This is a genomic window from Vibrio sp. 1249-1 (genome assembly GCF_033340495.1).
The window spans coordinates 46,986-64,251 of sequence record NZ_JAWOWJ010000001.1 but is presented as its reverse complement, the minus strand read 5'-3'; the positions used below and the strand labels follow the sequence as shown (position 1 = coordinate 64,251).

At 46.2% G+C, this 17,266-nt stretch carries 13 protein-coding genes and 1 tRNA gene; 8 read left to right on the top strand and 6 right to left on the bottom strand.

Annotated elements, in window-relative coordinates; genetic code table 11:
* Nucleotides 1–117: 117 nt before the first annotated feature.
* Together R7Z50_RS00285 and R7Z50_RS00280 are read left to right on the top strand one after the other, a co-directional pair.
* A complete protein-coding gene (locus R7Z50_RS00285; protein ID WP_065275108.1) occupies nucleotides 118–723 on the top strand; it encodes an alpha-ketoglutarate-dependent dioxygenase AlkB family protein in 606 nt (201 codons plus the stop codon).
* 69 nt (nucleotides 724–792) lie between these two features.
* Nucleotides 793–1,881, top strand: coding sequence for a DUF3541 domain-containing protein (locus R7Z50_RS00280; protein ID WP_005384167.1), 1,089 nt, complete (start codon nucleotides 793–795; stop codon nucleotides 1,879–1,881).
* 54 nt (nucleotides 1,882–1,935) lie between these two features.
* Here the strand turns inward: R7Z50_RS00280 and R7Z50_RS00275 are convergent, their stop codons facing one another.
* The gene (locus R7Z50_RS00275) at nucleotides 1,936–3,144 is read right to left on the bottom strand and encodes a NupC/NupG family nucleoside CNT transporter (protein WP_017635515.1); all 1,209 of its coding nucleotides are present in this window, start codon (nucleotides 3,142–3,144) and stop codon (nucleotides 1,936–1,938) included.
* 561 nt (nucleotides 3,145–3,705) lie between these two features.
* Between R7Z50_RS00275 and R7Z50_RS00270 the strand changes: the two genes are divergently transcribed.
* Both R7Z50_RS00270 and R7Z50_RS00265 read left to right on the top strand, forming a co-directional pair.
* Nucleotides 3,706–3,789, top strand: a tRNA-Leu gene (locus R7Z50_RS00270).
* A gap of 32 nt (nucleotides 3,790–3,821) precedes the next feature.
* Complete coding sequence (locus R7Z50_RS00265) at nucleotides 3,822–4,433, top strand: DUF2913 family protein (protein WP_005374167.1); 612 nt, start codon at nucleotides 3,822–3,824, stop codon at nucleotides 4,431–4,433.
* A gap of 78 nt (nucleotides 4,434–4,511) precedes the next feature.
* Here R7Z50_RS00265 and R7Z50_RS00260 read toward each other — a convergent pair whose 3' ends face one another.
* Complete coding sequence (locus tag R7Z50_RS00260; RefSeq protein WP_053307136.1) at nucleotides 4,512–5,912, bottom strand: tryptophanase; 1,401 nt, start codon at nucleotides 5,910–5,912, stop codon at nucleotides 4,512–4,514.
* Nucleotides 5,913–6,210: 298 nt separating this feature from the next.
* Nucleotides 6,211–7,455 (bottom strand): NADH:ubiquinone reductase (Na(+)-transporting) subunit B, encoded by a 1,245-nt coding sequence (locus R7Z50_RS00255; protein ID WP_047102825.1) that lies wholly within the window; start codon nucleotides 7,453–7,455, stop codon nucleotides 6,211–6,213.
* 159 nt (nucleotides 7,456–7,614) lie between these two features.
* Here R7Z50_RS00255 and R7Z50_RS00250 point away from each other — a divergent pair, with 159 nt between their 5' ends.
* The 3 genes from R7Z50_RS00250 to R7Z50_RS00240 all read left to right on the top strand — a co-directional run bounded on the left by R7Z50_RS00250 (nucleotide 7,615) and on the right by R7Z50_RS00240 (nucleotide 10,591).
* A complete protein-coding gene (locus tag R7Z50_RS00250) occupies nucleotides 7,615–9,003 on the top strand; it encodes a cytochrome ubiquinol oxidase subunit I (RefSeq protein ID WP_017635517.1) in 1,389 nt (462 codons plus the stop codon).
* A gap of 10 nt (nucleotides 9,004–9,013) precedes the next feature.
* A complete protein-coding gene (gene cydB, locus R7Z50_RS00245) occupies nucleotides 9,014–10,012 on the top strand; it encodes a cytochrome d ubiquinol oxidase subunit II (RefSeq protein ID WP_005374173.1) in 999 nt (332 codons plus the stop codon).
* 174 nt (nucleotides 10,013–10,186) lie between these two features.
* Nucleotides 10,187–10,591 (top strand): hypothetical protein, encoded by a 405-nt coding sequence (locus tag R7Z50_RS00240; protein WP_017635518.1) that lies wholly within the window; start codon nucleotides 10,187–10,189, stop codon nucleotides 10,589–10,591.
* Nucleotides 10,592–10,638: 47 nt separating this feature from the next.
* Here R7Z50_RS00240 and lhgO read toward each other — a convergent pair whose 3' ends face one another.
* The 3 genes from lhgO to R7Z50_RS00225 all read right to left on the bottom strand — a co-directional run bounded on the left by lhgO (nucleotide 10,639) and on the right by R7Z50_RS00225 (nucleotide 15,096).
* Nucleotides 10,639–11,865, bottom strand: a complete 1,227-nt coding sequence (gene lhgO / locus R7Z50_RS00235; RefSeq protein ID WP_318148788.1) for an L-2-hydroxyglutarate oxidase — start codon at nucleotides 11,863–11,865, stop codon at nucleotides 10,639–10,641.
* An 8-nt stretch (nucleotides 11,866–11,873) separates the two neighbouring features.
* Nucleotides 11,874–13,997, bottom strand: coding sequence for a TRAP transporter permease (locus R7Z50_RS00230; protein WP_318148787.1), 2,124 nt, complete (start codon nucleotides 13,995–13,997; stop codon nucleotides 11,874–11,876).
* An 88-nt stretch (nucleotides 13,998–14,085) separates the two neighbouring features.
* Nucleotides 14,086–15,096 (bottom strand): TAXI family TRAP transporter solute-binding subunit, encoded by a 1,011-nt coding sequence (locus R7Z50_RS00225; RefSeq protein WP_318148786.1) that lies wholly within the window; start codon nucleotides 15,094–15,096, stop codon nucleotides 14,086–14,088.
* An 836-nt stretch (nucleotides 15,097–15,932) separates the two neighbouring features.
* Between R7Z50_RS00225 and brnQ the strand changes: the two genes are divergently transcribed.
* Entirely contained in the window at nucleotides 15,933–17,243 is a 1,311-nt protein-coding gene (brnQ, locus tag R7Z50_RS00220; protein ID WP_005374201.1) for a branched-chain amino acid transport system II carrier protein, read from the top strand.
* The last annotated feature ends 23 nt before the right edge of the window (nucleotides 17,244–17,266 follow it).

Here is a 17,266-nt window from a genome sequence, read left to right as displayed (position 1 = left end):
CGTATACAACTACGAGATTTTTTATTTATTGTTAAAATTCTTATTATCACAAGAATAACCAATCATAATCAGAAAGGTAACAGTGATTGACAATTTTTATGTTTTAGGTGTGAGATGATGCATCAACAAGGCGATTTATTTGGCGGCGATCTATGGCAAGAAGTAGAAAGAGGAAAACTTTATTATGATCCTCAATTTCTTAACCATCTTGAGGCGGATAATTACTTTGACCAACTTCGAAAGACACTGCCATGGCACCAAGAACACATTACTATGTTCGGCAAGTCAGTACTTCAACCTCGCTTACAAGCGTGGCACGGTGATGCAGCATATACTTACTCAGGCTTAACCATGCAGCCTCACCCTTGGACTCCTGAGTTAACTCAGCTCAAAGTGCGTTGTGAATCAGTTGCTGATGTCACTTTTAATTCTGTTCTCGCTAACTTATATCGACACGGCCAAGACTCAATGGGCTGGCACCAAGATAATGAACCAGAGTTAGGTAGAAACCCTGTTATCGCATCTTTGAACTTAGGTGAAACACGTCGATTTTTGCTTAGAAATTTACATTGTAAAACTGAGATTGAATATGAGCTTTCTCACGGCTCCTTACTGATTATGGCTGGCGAGCTACAGCATCACTGGAAGCACTGCGTACCAAAAACCGCGAAAACCAAAGGTGAACGTATCAACCTGACTTTTAGGCAAATTTTTAACTATTGACTCAGCTTTTACATTCTCAATTAATATTGATGGTAGGTTTAGGTTCAGGACTTCATAGGGAATGGATTTATGCGTATTAAACCTCTTAGCTTAGCGGTCTTACTCTCTTGCTCACTTACCTTTGCAGCTCAGGCATCACAGGAAGAGGTACCGCTTCTCGATAATACTCAATCAGCGCAGTTGATTCGTAGTACCTACGAACAGGAACTGTTCACTTTCCCGGCGTTTAAAGAGGGCCATTTTGGCTTACGCATGTACCGCCAAACATTAGATGAGAAATATCACGCTGCCATTTGGACCGACATGGCACAAGTAGCCAGCCGGTTAAACCAATTTGCTAATGAAGTTGTTGAACCAGAAGACATCATTCTCTATTCATCTCAAAGGCTGACCACGTATCAAGAGAAAGAAACCGAACGAGGGCAGCGACGCTATACCGTGACTAAACACCATCCTGAGTACCTTTATCTTGGTGTGGATTTGCTTGGCGCAATGGCAAGAGCAAACGAATACGGCCTAAAGCATAAACAAGACAAAACGCTGAGAAAAATTATTAGGCGCTACGATTTCTCGCGTTACGTTACGGACAAAGAGATGATAGAAGCATGGGCAGCTCAGCTTGCAAACCAAGTCTACTGGCTTCGTCAGTTAGGAGAGCAAGATGTGGTCGAGGAATTCACTCAAACCTTCCGTGACACCTACCCCGACGATAAAGATAAGATGCTTTCAGCTCAGCAGTATTGGAACAAACTCTATGGGATGACGCACATCATCTTTGCCGATTCACAGTATTATCAGGAGCGAGTAAGCGAGAAGAAACACCAATGGATTTATGATTACTTTCGCAACAATATCGACACTATCCTACTGCGCGCCAAAGAAGACGTGATTGCGGAAGTCGGCATTTCGTTTTTGTTAGCAGGCTTGGACCATGATCCGGTCGTAAAGAAAACCCGCCAAGCCATTCGTCACGCAATCAACGCAGAAAAAGGGATGATTCCGTCGGTCGACGGTAACTTTGATCTCAAGTACGGCGAACACCGTAACGTGCTAGCCATCATGCTGCTCGATTGGAAAGGGGTACATAAAGCGCCAACTTATCAAGAGCACCCAGAGGCTTTTAAATCGATACCTTACGGCTTAATGCCCAAGCCTTAGAAATAACAAAACCCGCCATTTAGGCGGGTTTTTAGTGTGTATCTTCAATCTAAATTAGAGAGAGATAAAAATGCCCGCTAAGCACGCACTCATCAGGTTAGCGAGTGTACCAGCAGCAACCGCTTTTAGGCCTAGACTTGCAACATCTTTGCGGCGCTCAGGTGCCATCACGCCGATAGAACCCAACTGAATCGCAATTGAGCCAATGTTCGCAAAACCACACAACGCAAAAGTGATAATAATTTGAGTATGCTCAGACAGTGTCGCTTTGTGCTGCACAAAATCGATAAACGCAACAAACTCATTCATCACCACTTTCTGACCAATGTATGAACCCGCAGCTAGGATTTCGTGGCTTGGCACACCAATCAACCATGCGAGAGGTGCAAACAAATAACCAAAAATCGCTTGTAGCGTTACGCCAGAGAAACCAAGTATCTCACCCAAGTTTTCTAGCCCCGTGTTCACCATCGCGATAACACTCACGAAAGCGATAAGCATGGTACCAACAGCAACAGCAACTTTCATACCGCCCATAGCACCGCTTGCTAGCGCATCAATTACGTTGCTTTCTTCTGATTTATCTAGCTCAATATTGTTGTAATCGCTTGGCGTTTGACGCTCAGGAACGATAATTTTTGCCATCATCAAACTACCTGGCGCTGCCATAAAGCTTGCCGCGATCAAGTATTTGAGGTCGACACCCAAACCAGCATAACCACCAAGCACACTGCCCGCCACTGAAGCCATACCACCAGCCATCACGGCAAACAGTTCAGAGCGAGTCATGTTAGAAAGAAATGGACGAATAAGAAGTGGTGACTCGCCTTGAGATAAGAAGATGTTCCCTGTTGCAACCAAAGACTCTGCTTTACTCGTACCCAAGAACTTCTGGATAGCGCCGCCAATAAATTGAATCACTTTTTGCATAATGCCCAAATAGTAAAGGGCGGAGATAAGAGCACTGAAGAAGATGATGATAGGAAGGACACGAATAGCGAAGATAAAGCCAGAAGAAGCGAGGTCACCAAAGAGGAATTTAATCCCTTCATCAGCAAAGCTGAGTAGCCCCGCGACCCCATTACTTAAACTCGCCAGCGCCGCTTGACCCAACGGGAAATAGAGCACCAAAGCAGCAAACCCCATTTGTAGCATCAAGGCGCGAGATACAGTTTTCCAATTAATGGAAGAACGACCCTCAGAAAGTAGGAAAGCACAACCTAGCAGTGCAACAATACCAAATAGACTAAATAGAACACTCATGAGCTGGACCTACTAAACGTTGAAAAAGAAAAAAGAGCCAAAGGAATTGGCAGAAGAAAGGGACAACGCAGCGAGTGATAACTCACTTTTAGATCCAGAATGTAGACAGAACGAATAGTTCGACATCTTATTTTTACCTTATACAAGCAATTGAACGTAGCTGGTCCGGTCCGTGGGGTCATTCACTGCTGGCGAGCATGTTGCTTGGCCTGCTCCATGTGACGGCTTGTATGGGTAAGGGTCCTGAACAACTAAACCCTAATTCCCGCTTAAACGGGACGCAAGTATAGCCAACAAAAAGAGATATTCATCACATTTATTTACGCAAACGTTCAAGCGTTCAAAATTTAGGCAAAAGTACTCTTTTGTCGTCATACTATTAATAAAAGTAAGGGCATAAGGATAGGCTTTGATGGTAAAAAACATAAAAGTGACCAATAAATATGCAATCAAACTCGAAAGAGCCAAAATTCGTCATTTTGCTCTCGCCAACAGGTGGATTTTGGTTATACAATTCGCGTTGCTTCTTTCGAGGCCTCTGAGTATTCAGAGCATCATGATGCCGAGATGGTGAAATTGGTAGACACGCTAGCATGAGGTGCTAGTGCCTTTGGTGTGAGGGTTCGAGTCCCTCTCTCGGCACCATTATCCTTCTTCCCTAATTTTGTTCGAGTGTAATGCAAAGTTCTAAGCAGGCAAGACAGTCTACAGATGCTAATCAACTTCTGAGTGAGCTTGCGGTTCACGCTTTATTACACCTGCACTTTAAAATTCACGCGTCCTCGCATGGCCTCTCCCTTAAAGAACGTAATGACTTACTTCAGAAATGGCTGAAACCAAAACTGAAGAGTAATCGCTATAAGCTGATTAAAAAGCCGTTAAAATCTTTGACTCAGCAGGCAAAAGGTGAGAACGGAAATCTGGAAGCATTACTCGAGCGCTGCGTCGGTGCAGACAAACCCAGCAACCCTCAACCCGATCTAGATAGCTACTTGCTGCTGATCAACGAGATTGAGAAGAAACTGGGGACTACCGTGTTATTATCTCGACCGGAAGACGTCGACTTATCTCACGACCAACACGGCTGTTTGCTGTGTGTGCTTTCTGAGAACTTAAATCAGCACTTCGATGATAATAACGCCCTAATCGCTCCTATTTCGATGCTGTTCCGCGGACCAATGAGTCAACGTTCACTTTTTCTTGGCAGCATTTACGCCAGTGGTACCTTCAATTATGAAGTGCAGTATCAAGACGACCAGTTCGTTCGCATCACATTAGAGTTGGCGTAAGTGTAACGCTAAGAAATAAACGAATCGAAAAAGGCCGCGAAACTCGCGGCCTTTTGCTTATCTAGATTTAAACTTGAGTTAATCGATCTCTTTAAATCGAGCAGTAAAGTGGCGCAGCACTGGTGGCTCGTACTCGAAAGTGAGCCCTTTTAACTCATGTGCACGATTTTTCAGTTCGATAATCGCATCCGCAATGTAATCCATATGATCGTTTGTGTAGACACGACGTGGAATGGTCAAACGCATCAACTCAAGCTCTGACACTTTTTGTTTACCCGTTTCCGGATCTCGACCAAGCAGCAACGATCCTATCTCTACTGCTCGAATACCCGCTTCCAAGTACAAAGCATTACACAATACCTGCGCAGGAAACTGATCCGCTGGAATATGTGGCAAAATCTTAGCGGCATCCACAAACACCGCATGACCACCCGTTGGGTATTGAATCGGAATACCGCCTTCACGTAAGCGCTCACCTAAGTATTGAACTTGGCTAATTCTATAGTGAAGAAAATCCTCATCCGCGGCTTCATACAAACCGCGAGCGAGCGCTTCCATATCACGCCCAGCCATGCCGCCGTATGTTACAAATCCTTCCATGGGTACGCAGCGCGTCTGCACCGCCTGGAACAACTCCTTATGATCACGAATACAACACATGCCACCAATGTTTACCATCGGGTCTTTCTTAGCTGACATGGTGAGCATATCACCGTACTGGTACATCTCACGGATGATTTCCAGAATCGATTTATTCTCGTAACCCGCTTCACGCTGCTTGATAAAGTAGGCGTTCTCACAGTAACGAGCCGAGTCAATCACCACTGGAATATCGTACTTGGTTGCAATCTCGTACACACTGCGCATGTTTTCCATCGACACAGGCTGACCACCGGAGCTATTACAAGTAATCGTGGTGATAATTGCACAAATGTTATGCGAACCGTGCGCTTCAATTGTTGCCACCAGCTTATCGATATCAAAATTGCCCTTCCAATCATAAGGCGTAGTGGTGTCGAATGCTTCTTCCGTTACCACGTTAATCGCTTTACCGCCATTGAGTTCAATGTGACCCGCTGTGGTATCAAAATGGTAGTTCGAGATAAATACTGGCGTTTCGCCACCACGCACCTGACGCATACGCTCAATCAAAGCTGGGAACAAAATTTGCTCGGCACCACGCCCTTGGTGTGCAGGCACGGTGAGCTTATAACCGAAGAAGTGCTCCACTGCATCACACAGGTTGTAGTAATTTCGACTCCCCGCATAGGATTCATCCCCCATCATGATGCCAGCCCACTGATTATCACTCATGGCACCAGTGCCAGAGTCAGTCAGCAAATCGATATAAACATCATCACTACGAAGAAGAAATGGATTATAGCCCGCTTCTTTTAACGCGACTTCACGGTCTGCCAAAGTCGTCATTTTGATTGGCTCAACCATTTTGATACGGAAAGGTTCTGGAATACGTTTCATTGTTAATTTCCTTATACGCATTGCCCTACGCAGTTTCACGTAAGACTAAAAAACAAATAGATAGAATGCTTTTCAATGCGATTGCATTGAGGAAATCAACGAGAAGAGATTTTACTAAGAAGAGACAAGCAGTAGTCTAGGTTATACCAGAACGACAGCACCAAACGGCTATCGAGAATATCCTTTATTCTCATCGTCTTCGTCCTCCTGATAAAAATAAAAAGTCAGAAACCCCATGTCTCTGACCTTTTCAATATAGTGCAGTTTTCAATCAATTTTCAGTGAGGTCACCCTCATTTTAAGAAGGTCTCGCCCTTTTCATTCTGCGTTTGATATTACTTTCTTTGACTAGGTAATCGAAAAGTGGCGCGAATAAGTTAGCAAATAGAATCGCTAACATGATGCCTTCTGGATAAGCCGGGTTCAGCACTCGGATAAAAATCGTCATCACGCCGATTAATAGTCCGTATGCCCATTTCCCGTTATTGGTAAAAGCTGCCGAGACAGGGTCTGTCGCCATGAAGAAGGTACCAAACGCAACCCCACCAATCACGAAGTGCCAGTAGAACGGCATGGAGAACATGGGGTTAGAGTCTGAACCGATCGCATTCAATAGTAATGAAGCTCCGATTAAACCGACCAACACGCCCGCAACAATTCTCCACGATGCAATCTTCATAAAGATGAGAACCAAGCCTGTTAGTGCGATCAACAACGTGGAGACTTCACCCATCGAGCCTGGTAAATTACCAACAAAAGCATCTCCCCATGAAATTGGCTCTCCTGTCATATTATTTATCAAAGCACTTTGCCCTCCTTCATACCATTGGCTGAGTGGAGTAGCGCCAGAGTAACCATCAGCCGCGACCCACACGGCACCACCGGACATGTTGGCAGGATAGGCAAAGTATAAGAACGCGCGCCCTGCTAAAGCTGGATTTAGGAAGTTTCGTCCAGTACCACCAAAAATCTCCTTCGCCACAACAATACCGAAAGTGATACCTAAAGCCGCTTGCCATAGTGGAATTGTCGGAGGAAGGATCAGCGCAAAGAGTATAGAGCTGACAAAAAAGCCTTCATTTACCTCATGCTTTCGCACAATAGCAAACAGAACTTCCCAGAAACCACCAACGATAAACACCGTCGCATAAACTGGAAGAAAGTAAGTAGCACCAAGCCACATTTTACTTCCCCACCCCGCTTGTGAAACCGCATCTAACGAGCCCCATACCCAACTCAGTTGCCATGAAGAAACAAGCGCTTGCTGAGCTGAGGCTTGATCCATTCCATACAACAAGGCATCACTCGCTTGCTGGCCTATGTTGTACATACCCCAGAACATGGCAGGGAAGACCGCCAGCCACACCATGATCATAATACGTTTTAAATCGATGCTATCTCGAACGTGAGTCATGCCCTGGTTTACCTTACCAGGCGTGTAAAAAATGGTTTCGACAGCTTCGAAAAGTGGGTAGAACTTGTGATACTTCCCACCTGGACCAAACTTAGGTGTCGCTTTCTCAAAGTAATGTTTAAGGCTCATAACGCTCCTCCTTTATCTAAAAGATGGTACGCACATGTGTAAAAAGCGATCGTTTTTTAATCTCTTCGTCTTCCTTCTTCGTATTTCACCTTGTTCGCCACTCTTCTGTCTCCTCTTTAAATCCGGCGAACAGTTTATCCAACGAAAAAGGGACCGCTCATGGACACACTCGCCATTGACCTAGCTAGATTCCAATTTGCCTTTACTGTCTCTTTCCACATTATTTTTCCAGCTTTTACGATTGGTTTGGCAAGTTATCTCGCTGTATTAGAGGGCTTGTACTTAAAAACGGGCAACAAACAGTACATGCAAATCTATAAGTACTGGCTCAAAATCTTTGCCATCAGTTTTGGTATGGGTGTGGTGAGTGGCATCGTGTTGAGCTATCAATTCGGTACTAACTGGAGCGTGTTTGCCGACAAAACAGGCCCAATCCTGGGCCCGCTAATGGGTTATGAAGTTTTTACTGCGTTTTTCCTCGAAGCGGGGTTTTTAGGCGTGATGCTTTTCGGTATGGATAAGGTGGGTAAGAAGCTTCACTTCGCCGCGACTTGTATTGTTGCATTCGGGACGTTTTTGTCTGCGTTTTGGATACTTTCGGTTAATAGTTGGATGCAAACACCAGCGGGCTACAGTATCAACGAAGCCGGACAGTTTATCCCAGAAGACTGGTGGGCGATTGTCTTCAACCCTTCCTTCCCTTACCGGCTCGTTCATATGTTGCTCGCCGCTTACCTTACTACTGCCTTTGTTGTAGCCGGCGTTGCCGCTTATCACTTACTAAAAGCAAACCATAACCCTCTAGCCAGAATTATGTTCTCGATGGCAATGTGGATGGCTGCCATCGTGACACCAATTCAAATCGTTGCTGGAGACATGCATGGTTTAAACACCCTTGAACATCAACCCGCCAAAGTCGCCGCGATGGAAGGGCACTATGAGTCTCACCAAGGCGCGCCATTGATCCTCTTCGGTATCCCTAACGATGAAGAAAAACGCATGGAATACGCACTGGAAATCCCCAAACTCGGTAGTTTGATTTTAACTCATGACCTCAACGGTGAAGTGAAGGGATTAGATGCTTTTCCAGAGGAGGAACACCCTCCTGTCTCTATCGTTTTCTGGTCTTTCCGAGTCATGGTCGCGCTTGGTTTTGGCATGCTTGTTATTGGTTTGTGGAGCCTTTGGCTAAGAAAACGTCGCAAACTTTTTGATTCGAGGGCACTTCAACGTATTTGTGTGCTGTTTGCCCCAGCGGGGTTCATTGCAGTCTTAGCAGGCTGGATAACTACCGAAGTAGGTCGACAGCCTTACACCGTATACGGTCTTTTAACCACAGCCAATTCGGCATCGCCTATTGATGCCGCCGCGGTGAGCGTCTCCCTGACGGCGTTCATCGTGGTTTACTTTGTGGTTTTTGGAGCTGGCTTCTTCTATCTCCTACGTTTGATGCGCAAGTCTCCAACTCGATATGAAGAAGGTCTAGATAGCCGACTTCCTGATGGCACGAAAACTGATGCCATCACACATTCTAACCATCTAACCTAGGAGCTAACTCATGGATTACGCATTAATTTGGTACGCTTTGATTGGGCTCGCCGTTCTGATTTATGTCGTGTTAGATGGCTTTGATCTCGGTATTGGTATCCTATTCCTCAGCGCTAATGACGATGAAGAGCGCGACATGATGATGAACAGCATCGCTCCTGTTTGGGATGGGAATGAAACTTGGCTAGTTCTTGGCGGTGGTGGGCTTTTTGCCGTGTTCCCCCTCGCCTACGCGGTCATTATGCCAGCACTCTATGCTCCTCTGATTTTAATGCTGCTCGGATTAATTCTGCGCGGGGTTTCTTTTGAGTATCGCTTCCGAACACAACGCGGAAAGTTTTTATGGGATAGCGCTTTTTTCATTGGTTCACTCACCGCAGCATTGATGCAAGGCATTATGCTCGGAACCCTGCTCCAAGGTATAGAGGTTAGTGAACGAGCATACGCAGGTGGATGGTTTGATTGGCTTTCACCATTTAGCGTATTTTGTGGCTTGGCGCTTGTTTGTGCTTATATCCTGCTCGGTTCATGCTGGTTATTAATCAAGCTTCCAGAAGAGCTGATGGGGCGCTATTACGTGGTCGCGCGACGATGGGGACTAGCGATGGTAGCCTGTATATTTATCGCCAGTTTGTGGCTGCCATTGAGCCAAAATATCGTCTTTGAACGTTGGTTCTCATTACCAAACTCACTACTGTTTTTCATATTACCAATTATTGCAGCGGCACTCATTTGGCAGCTATTCAAAGCCTTACTCGACCACAAAGCCGTCCGAGCCTACGTTCTTGCGATCGGCCTGTTTCTTGTGTCCGCGATGGGTTTCGGTGTCAGTACATTCCCTTACTTGGTCCCATTCGCACTCACTTATCAAGACGTCGCCGCGCCAGACAAAAGTTTGGCATTTTTACTTGCCGGCGCGGTGGTATTACTTCCTCTGATCATAGCCTACACGGCTTATTCGTACTGGGTTTTCCGCGGCAAGATGAAACGTGGAGAAGGATATCACTGATGAAACTAAAACCCATTTTGTGGTTCATTGGCATTTGGCTGGTAAGCGTGGTCGCCTTGTTTATCATCAGTTCGTTGATACGAACTGCGATATTGTAGGCCCAGAGTCTACTGCACCACATCTGAAGCCATTGAGGTCTATACTCAAGCAAGAGTAAAACAACGGAGTGTTTTTATGACCTTAAAGCGGTTTCTGGTAACTTTGATTCCTTTGACGGTTCCACTGTTTTCACCAAATGCATTGGCCGTAGACAAGCAGATGTCATCCGCCATTAAAAGTAAAATGCGGTCTATTTGCTCCGCAACAGACGAGCAGGGCCGTTGGCGACTTGCCGAAGCAACTCCTGACGCCAGACGTTCACTTAACATGGTGCTTTATCAAATGAATGCCGATGATAAATTGAAAGCAATTCATGAGGTGAGAACGAAAATGGTCGGCGGCACCCATTATGCGTTTGAGTTCGAGTTGCAAGATGGTCAAGTCTGGAATGCAATTGTATTGCACAGTGCCCGAGGCGATTACATGATAGAAAGACACGCCAAGAAAGGTGAACTCTGCCCTAAAGATGGCAACTCCTAATTCCCAGATTCAAATACAATAAAGGCGACAGTTACGTCGCCTTTGTTTTATACCGTTTTCGCCTCTATCTTTTCATTCACTTTATCGCAAATGTACTCTCCAATAGGCATTGCAGATGTCGCTGCAGGAGAGGGGGCGTTGCAAACGTGTAAGCTTCTTGCGCTCTCGGCAAACAAGAAGTCATGAACCAAGGTTCCGTCGGATAACACTGCTTGCGCACGAATACCCGCAGGATATGGTTTGAGATCTTCTACCTTGATGCTTGGGCAATATTTGTTGACCAACTTGAGGTAGCCCGGCTTCCACCACGAGTTCTTAAACTCACCCAGTCCGGTTTTTAGATGCTTTTGTGTCACCTTCCAAAAGCCGGAGAAACTGAGCATTTGCATGGTATCTTGCAAGCTGAAGTTAACCTTGTCGTACCCTTCTCGCTTCCAGCCTTGCACCGCATTTGGACCAACGGTCACACTGCCATCAATCATGCGAGTCAGGTGGACACCTAAGAATGGCAAATCAGGGTCGGGAATTGGATAAATAAGATGATTCACCACTTGGTCGTGTTTGCTATCTAAGCGGTAGTATTCACCACGATAAGGGATGATCTGAAAGTCAGTTGGAATACCCATCATCTTAGTCATGCGATCCGCCATCAAGCCGCTGCAAGTAACCAAGAACTTGGTATTAAGCTGCATCGTTTGACCGTCTGAAATGCAGGTCAGTTGGACTTCTTCGTCCTTCTCTTCGGCAGCCACCACTTTGGTTCTCAGGCTGATTTGACCACCGAGCGTTTTGAACTCTGCCGCCATCTGCTCAGTGACCAAACGATAATCGACAATACTGGTGGTTTTGACATAAATCGCGCCCAAGCCTGTGATGTTTGGCTCAGCCAGCTTGAGTTGAACTTCATCGAGTAGCTTTACGTCGATGCCGTTGACATGGCAGCGCTCATAGAGGGCATTCATGCGTTCGACTTCTTGCTCATTGGTCGCAACCAGTAACTTGCCACAGTTCTCCACCGGAATATCGTGCTGAGCACAGAACGAAATGGTTCGCTCTACCCCACGCTTACAAAAATCGGCTTTTAGGCTGCCCGGTGCGTAGTACACTCCAGCATGAATCACGCCGCTATTGTGTCCGGTTTGGTGCTTCGCAAAACCGGACTCTTTCTCAACCAATAAAATGGATTTGTCTGGGTGGCGTTGCTGCAGTTGCCATGCTGTCGACACACCAACGATACCGCCACCAACAATGATGTAGTCATAGACTGATTTCATACGACCTCTTATAAAACCGATAGTTGAGATTGTTGCAATTTGAACTTGCGACCACTGTAAATGAACACCGCGACAAATACCGCGCAGCTTGCCACACGAACCAACATTGGGATGTCGTGCCAAACCAGCAATGTACCCACCACTACCAACAAGAGACGAGTCAGAATGTTTAGAGGACCTTCCAAGTAGCCTTCAATCGCACCAATCAATGCATAGGTACCGATGATGGCAAAGAAGCCTACGGTAATTACCGACGTCACATCCCAACTGACCAAGCCTGTATAGGCAATAAGTAGCGGTACAAGATACAAACCTTTAGCGATTTTCCACGCCATCAGGCCGGTACGCATTGGAGGTGTTTTCGCGATGGTTGCCGCTGCAAATGCGGTCAAACACACTGGAGGCGTTACGTTACTGTCTTGCGATAACCAGAAGATGATGAGGTGAGCAGCCAGCAATGCCAAGCCTACCGCTTCCATACCCAAACTTTGCTCTAGTAGGGTTTCCATAAAGTCCGCAGGTACTAGCGCCACCATTTCTTTCGCGGTTTCCAACGCCATTGTTGCATTAAGCAGTTCCAACTTTTCTGGCGCCGCCAACATGAAGATAGCTTTTGCTTGTTCAGGCAATTGACCCGACACCATCAATTCAAGCAATTGGTTTTCGGCAATTAACTTGTAAAGCGCAGGGGCAGACAGAGTACCCAATACAATATACGCCGCTGTCACAGGTAAACCCATACCCAAAACAAGAGAAGCGAGCGCAATCAGAACGATCATGATGAACAAGTCACCATTCGCCCAACCGTCGATCATCAGTGAGAACGTGTTGCCGATGCCTGTTGTACTGATCACGTTGATCACCAAACCGATACCCACCAGCAATACCGCGGTTGTCGCCATGTTTTTCGCGCCTTGCGAAAGTGCTTCGATGATCGCTTTTGGTCCCATCTTATGATCTTTCGAGAACCAAGAAGCCACGACCACTGAAATGATCGACAAGCCCGCAGCGTAAGTTGGCGTAAAACCTTGAACCAACAAAGTGACCAATACCGCCAGTGGGATAAGGTTGTGCCAACCGCTGATCAGCACTTTCAGTAGAGATTCATCGCTGGTCGTGATTTTTTGAACGCCGCTGCGTTTGGCTTCGATACGCACAAAGAACGCCACAGACAAGAAATAGATAAGAGCAGGAATGAAAGAAACGGCAATAATATCAACATAAGGAATTTGCGTGTAAGACGCCATTATGAAAGCACCCGCTCCCATCACAGGTGGCATCAACTGACCACCTGTTGACGCCGCAGCTTCAACCCCCGCTGCAAAGCGCGAAGGGAAACCTGCTTTTTGCATCAAAGGAATACTGATAACACCGGTGGAAACCGTATTTGCCACACTAGAGCCCGATACTGAGCCCATCAAACCGGAGCCAATCACTGCGATAAAACCCGGGCCACCAATGATTTTGCCAGCCGCAGCACGTGCCACATTGATGATGTAATCACCGACACCAGAGCGAACAAGAAACGCACCGAACAGAATGAACATGAATACGAAAGTCCAACTGATGCGTGAGATAGAGCCAAACATGCCCTCAGAAGAATAGAAGCTGCGGTAGAGCAAGGTTTCCATGCTCAAACCCGGGAAGTGGAAAATACCTGTCGCCCACTTACCCCAAAGCACAACGTAGCTTAAACACACCACAATCAACACTGGAATAAACCAGCCCATGGTGCGTCGAATCAGTTCGATAACAATCAAAATTGCCATGATGGCGAAGACCCAATCGCTGGTCACGAACTTCACACCGCGTTCATATAGCGCATCTTCGGCATAGGGAATGTAGAGCAAACACGCGACCGCGCCCATGGCAATCAACACATCGATGCCGAGTGCAATCTTACTCTGCTTAAGAGAAATATGAGCCGGATACCAAAGCGCACAAATCACCGCAAAGCCAGCAAAGTGGGTCGCGGAAATCCATAACTCTGGTAACGTCGATAAGGTATTAAACCAAATGTGCAAAGCAGACAACACCACGCCAAACACTGTGATTGTGGTGGTTACCCACGGAAAATCAGTGCGTGTGGGCAGCTCAAATTTCTGCAATTCCTTTTCTATTGAGTCGCTCATCTCATACTCCAAGCTCTGGCGGCTTTTTCCATCTTAGAAATCGGTAGGGATAAAATGCCCCGAGCCGAAACTCGGGACGAAGTTGGCGTTATTTCGCCATTAGGTCTGATGGGATTTCGATGCCCATTTCTCTGTAGTAACGCACCGCACCTGGATGAAGAGGCACTGGCAAGCCTGCAATTGCTTTCTCAATTGCCATTGCTTTGGTTGCTTTATGAATACCTTGTAGGAAAGGCAGGTTCTCGTAGATCGCTTTGGTTAGCTGGTAAACGTCCTCTTCCGAGATATCTTCACGAACTGCCAAGAAGTTAGGCTGTGCAATGGTGGTGATCGGCTTATCTAGACCCGGGTACGTGTTCGCTGGGATCTCGTACTTCGTCCATAGGTTGTAGTTGCCGTTCGCCTCTTTGATTTGCTCGTCAGTAAACGAGAGAATCGAAATGTCTTTACCCAGCGCAGCAAAAGCTTGGGTTACTGCACCAACTGGCACACCCGCAGGCGTGTTCATGCCGTCAATGGTGCCGTTTTGAAGTGCGCTCGCACTGCCGCCGTAGCCCATGTACGCAAGGTTGAATTTATCAGGGTCGACCTTCAGACCTTTCATGATTTGGCGACCAGAGTTCTCAGTACCAGAATTCTTCTTACCGATAGAGAACTTCTTGCCATCGAGGTTGTTCAGGTCAGTCACTGTGCCCGTTTTTGCTAGGTCAGAGCGAACAATAAAGTGCTCAACGTTTTGCCACAGCATAGAGACTGAACGCAGCTGCTCTTGGCGACCGCTCTTCTCATAAGGACCTTCACCAGACCAAGCCCATGCACCGTAAAGACCTTGTAGAATCGCGAACTGTGCTTCATTTTCGTTCAGCAGTTTGACGTTTTCACCAGAGCCCGCAGAGCTGATTGCAGAAAGGGAGAAGTGGTGCTTTGGTGCCAATTTCACTTTGCTTAACGTCGCCAACGCTACGCCCACAGGGTAGTAGGTACCACCTGTCGATGCCGTTGCAAGAATATAGCTACGATCTTCTGCCGCAGCGTTAGCAGCAATACCAAAAGAAGTCACAGCGACAGCCAAAGCTTTTACCAGCTTATTCATTTTCATTATTACTCTCCGTGTAGTCGTTTCACGATTGGGGATTTACATCATGTTAAACCTTTATTAACAACACATTCCCTAGAGCAATTGAAATGCCAACTTTTAACCCTTTGTATTTATTGAACTAAGAGCTGAAAGACATCAAAAATGAGCAAAATCATGCTGATTTGATAGCAAAGTAATGAGCAAGATCTTGCTCATTGAAGAGGAGAAGGTTGCACGCCTAGATCGCAAAAGGTTAATAAAATGTGATCAAGACAAAATAAATGCACGATTCACTAATAAGCAATATTTTGCCGATGCAATTTTGGATTGAATTGCAACTAATGAGCGTCTTAACAATAAGAAGAAAAAGCGCATCATTCTAAACTGCTCACTTTATCAGCGGAGGTTTATAGCCTAAACGACTACAAATAGCACAAAAATACAGCAAAGAAAGCCATGTTACAAAAATGAAAAGTCATTTATTCTAATTTTTAATTTAAAAAGCAGCTCGATCCACCAGTTCAGAAATAAACATTGACCGTATCAACTTATTTTCTACTTCGGGGTTGTGCCAATGGCCCTATGTTCGTTAGTGTAACAACACGCCAAGGCAAACGTATTCCTTGGTATTTTTTCGTCTTTAAGGATCACCCATGTCAGCAACTGCGCAATTACAATTCGCTTTAAAACGCCCATCTGGCGTTGCTGCTGCGATCCTCCTGCTCTCTCTGAAACTGATTCAGAGCTGACAGGCTATATCTAAACTTTCTGTCAGCTTGAGAAGAAGCTGACGGGAACACCACATACTCCTCCCATTCCTTTCAGTTTCTTCCAAGCGAAACATAAGAGGAATAACAATGTTAAGCGCACGCAATATCGCCGCTTTGGGCTTCATGACTTTCGCCATGTACTTAGGCGCGGGTAACCTGATCTTCCCTCCATTTTTGGGTTACCAAGCAGGTGAAAACTTTCTGAGCGGGATGTCTGGCTTCCTCTTGACGGGTGTAGGTCTGCCTGCGATGGCACTGGTGATGGTGGCTATCGTAAACGGTTCAGACAAATTAACCGCTGCCCTACCTAAACCTTTGGCGACCAGTTTTTGGGTGATGGTGTTTATCGTGATTGGCCCTGCGTTCGTGATCCCACGTGCAATTACCGTGGCTTACCAATTTAGCTTTGCGCCAATGTTTGGTGATGCAGCTTTGGTGCCTTTCACTATTGCCTTCTGTGCTATCACCATTCTATTTGCCCTATATCCGGGTAAATTGGTCGACAACCTAGGCAAGATCTTAACGCCTGCCTTGATGGCAATCTTGATCATCATGTCTGTGACGGCTTTGGTTTCTCCTGCAGGTGAGCTAACTGCCGCAACGGGACCATACCTATCTGGTGCATTTGCTGAAGGCTTAACCCAAGGTTACATGACCATGGATGCATTAGGTTCTATCGGTTTTGGTTGGATTATCTTCCGCGCGATTCGCAGCATGGGTGTGGATTGCCCGAAAGCCACCGCAAAATACACGCTAATCGCAGCTTTGATGTACGCGGTTGCCATGGCGTTTGTTTACATCTCATTGGCTTACATTGGCTCGACAAGCTCATACTTGGGTTCTGAGTTCAGCAATGGTGGCGACATTTTAACGGCATTCACCTTCAGCCACTTCGGCGCGTTTGGTTCACTACTACTAGGTGCCGTGATGGTATTGGCGTGTTTGACTACTGCTATCGGCGTAACCACCGCAGGCAGTGAGTTCTACGACAACACTTTCAGCAAAGTGAACTACAAAGGCTGCGTTATCACGACCATGGTATTGGCTGGTTTGATCGCCAACGTAGGTCTAGAGCAACTATTGGCTATCACATTGCCAGCGGTTGTGGCGCTTCACCCAGTCGCGATTGCGTTGATGATCATGGCACCAGTGCGCAACAAGATGTCGCAAATCATGGTGGTAGCAACCGCATTCACTGCTCTAACGTTTGGTTGTGTTGATGCGCTGCACATCCTAGGTTACATGCCAAGTTCCACTGATGAGTGGATGGGTAATTACATGCCTCTGTACAATGACTTTGCTAGCTGGATTGTGCCTAGCGTATTTATGATGATTGTTGGTCTGCTGTTTACGACGAAAACCAACCAAACCGAACAATTCGAGCTGGTGAATGAATAGCCGTTTAACATAAGACATCGCTC

Coding starts and splice junctions, on each gene's coding strand:
- R7Z50_RS00280 (WP_005384167.1), top strand. CDS start 793: ATGCGTATTAAACCTCTTAGCTTAGCGGTCTTACTCTCTTGCTCACTT.
- R7Z50_RS00250 (WP_017635517.1), top strand. CDS start 7,615: ATGGACACACTCGCCATTGACCTAGCTAGATTCCAATTTGCCTTTACT.
- R7Z50_RS00285 (WP_065275108.1), top strand. CDS start 118: ATGCATCAACAAGGCGATTTATTTGGCGGCGATCTATGGCAAGAAGTA.
- R7Z50_RS00230 (WP_318148787.1), bottom strand. CDS start 13,997: ATGAGCGACTCAATAGAAAAGGAATTGCAGAAATTTGAGCTGCCCACA.
- R7Z50_RS00255 (WP_047102825.1), bottom strand. CDS start 7,455: ATGAGCCTTAAACATTACTTTGAGAAAGCGACACCTAAGTTTGGTCCA.
- R7Z50_RS00240 (WP_017635518.1), top strand. CDS start 10,187: ATGACCTTAAAGCGGTTTCTGGTAACTTTGATTCCTTTGACGGTTCCA.
- R7Z50_RS00260 (WP_053307136.1), bottom strand. CDS start 5,912: ATGAAACGTATTCCAGAACCTTTCCGTATCAAAATGGTTGAGCCAATC.
- R7Z50_RS00225 (WP_318148786.1), bottom strand. CDS start 15,096: ATGAAAATGAATAAGCTGGTAAAAGCTTTGGCTGTCGCTGTGACTTCT.
- R7Z50_RS00275 (WP_017635515.1), bottom strand. CDS start 3,144: ATGAGTGTTCTATTTAGTCTATTTGGTATTGTTGCACTGCTAGGTTGT.
- lhgO (WP_318148788.1), bottom strand. CDS start 11,865: ATGAAATCAGTCTATGACTACATCATTGTTGGTGGCGGTATCGTTGGT.
- R7Z50_RS00265 (WP_005374167.1), top strand. CDS start 3,822: ATGCAAAGTTCTAAGCAGGCAAGACAGTCTACAGATGCTAATCAACTT.
- brnQ (WP_005374201.1), top strand. CDS start 15,933: ATGTTAAGCGCACGCAATATCGCCGCTTTGGGCTTCATGACTTTCGCC.
- cydB (WP_005374173.1), top strand. CDS start 9,014: ATGGATTACGCATTAATTTGGTACGCTTTGATTGGGCTCGCCGTTCTG.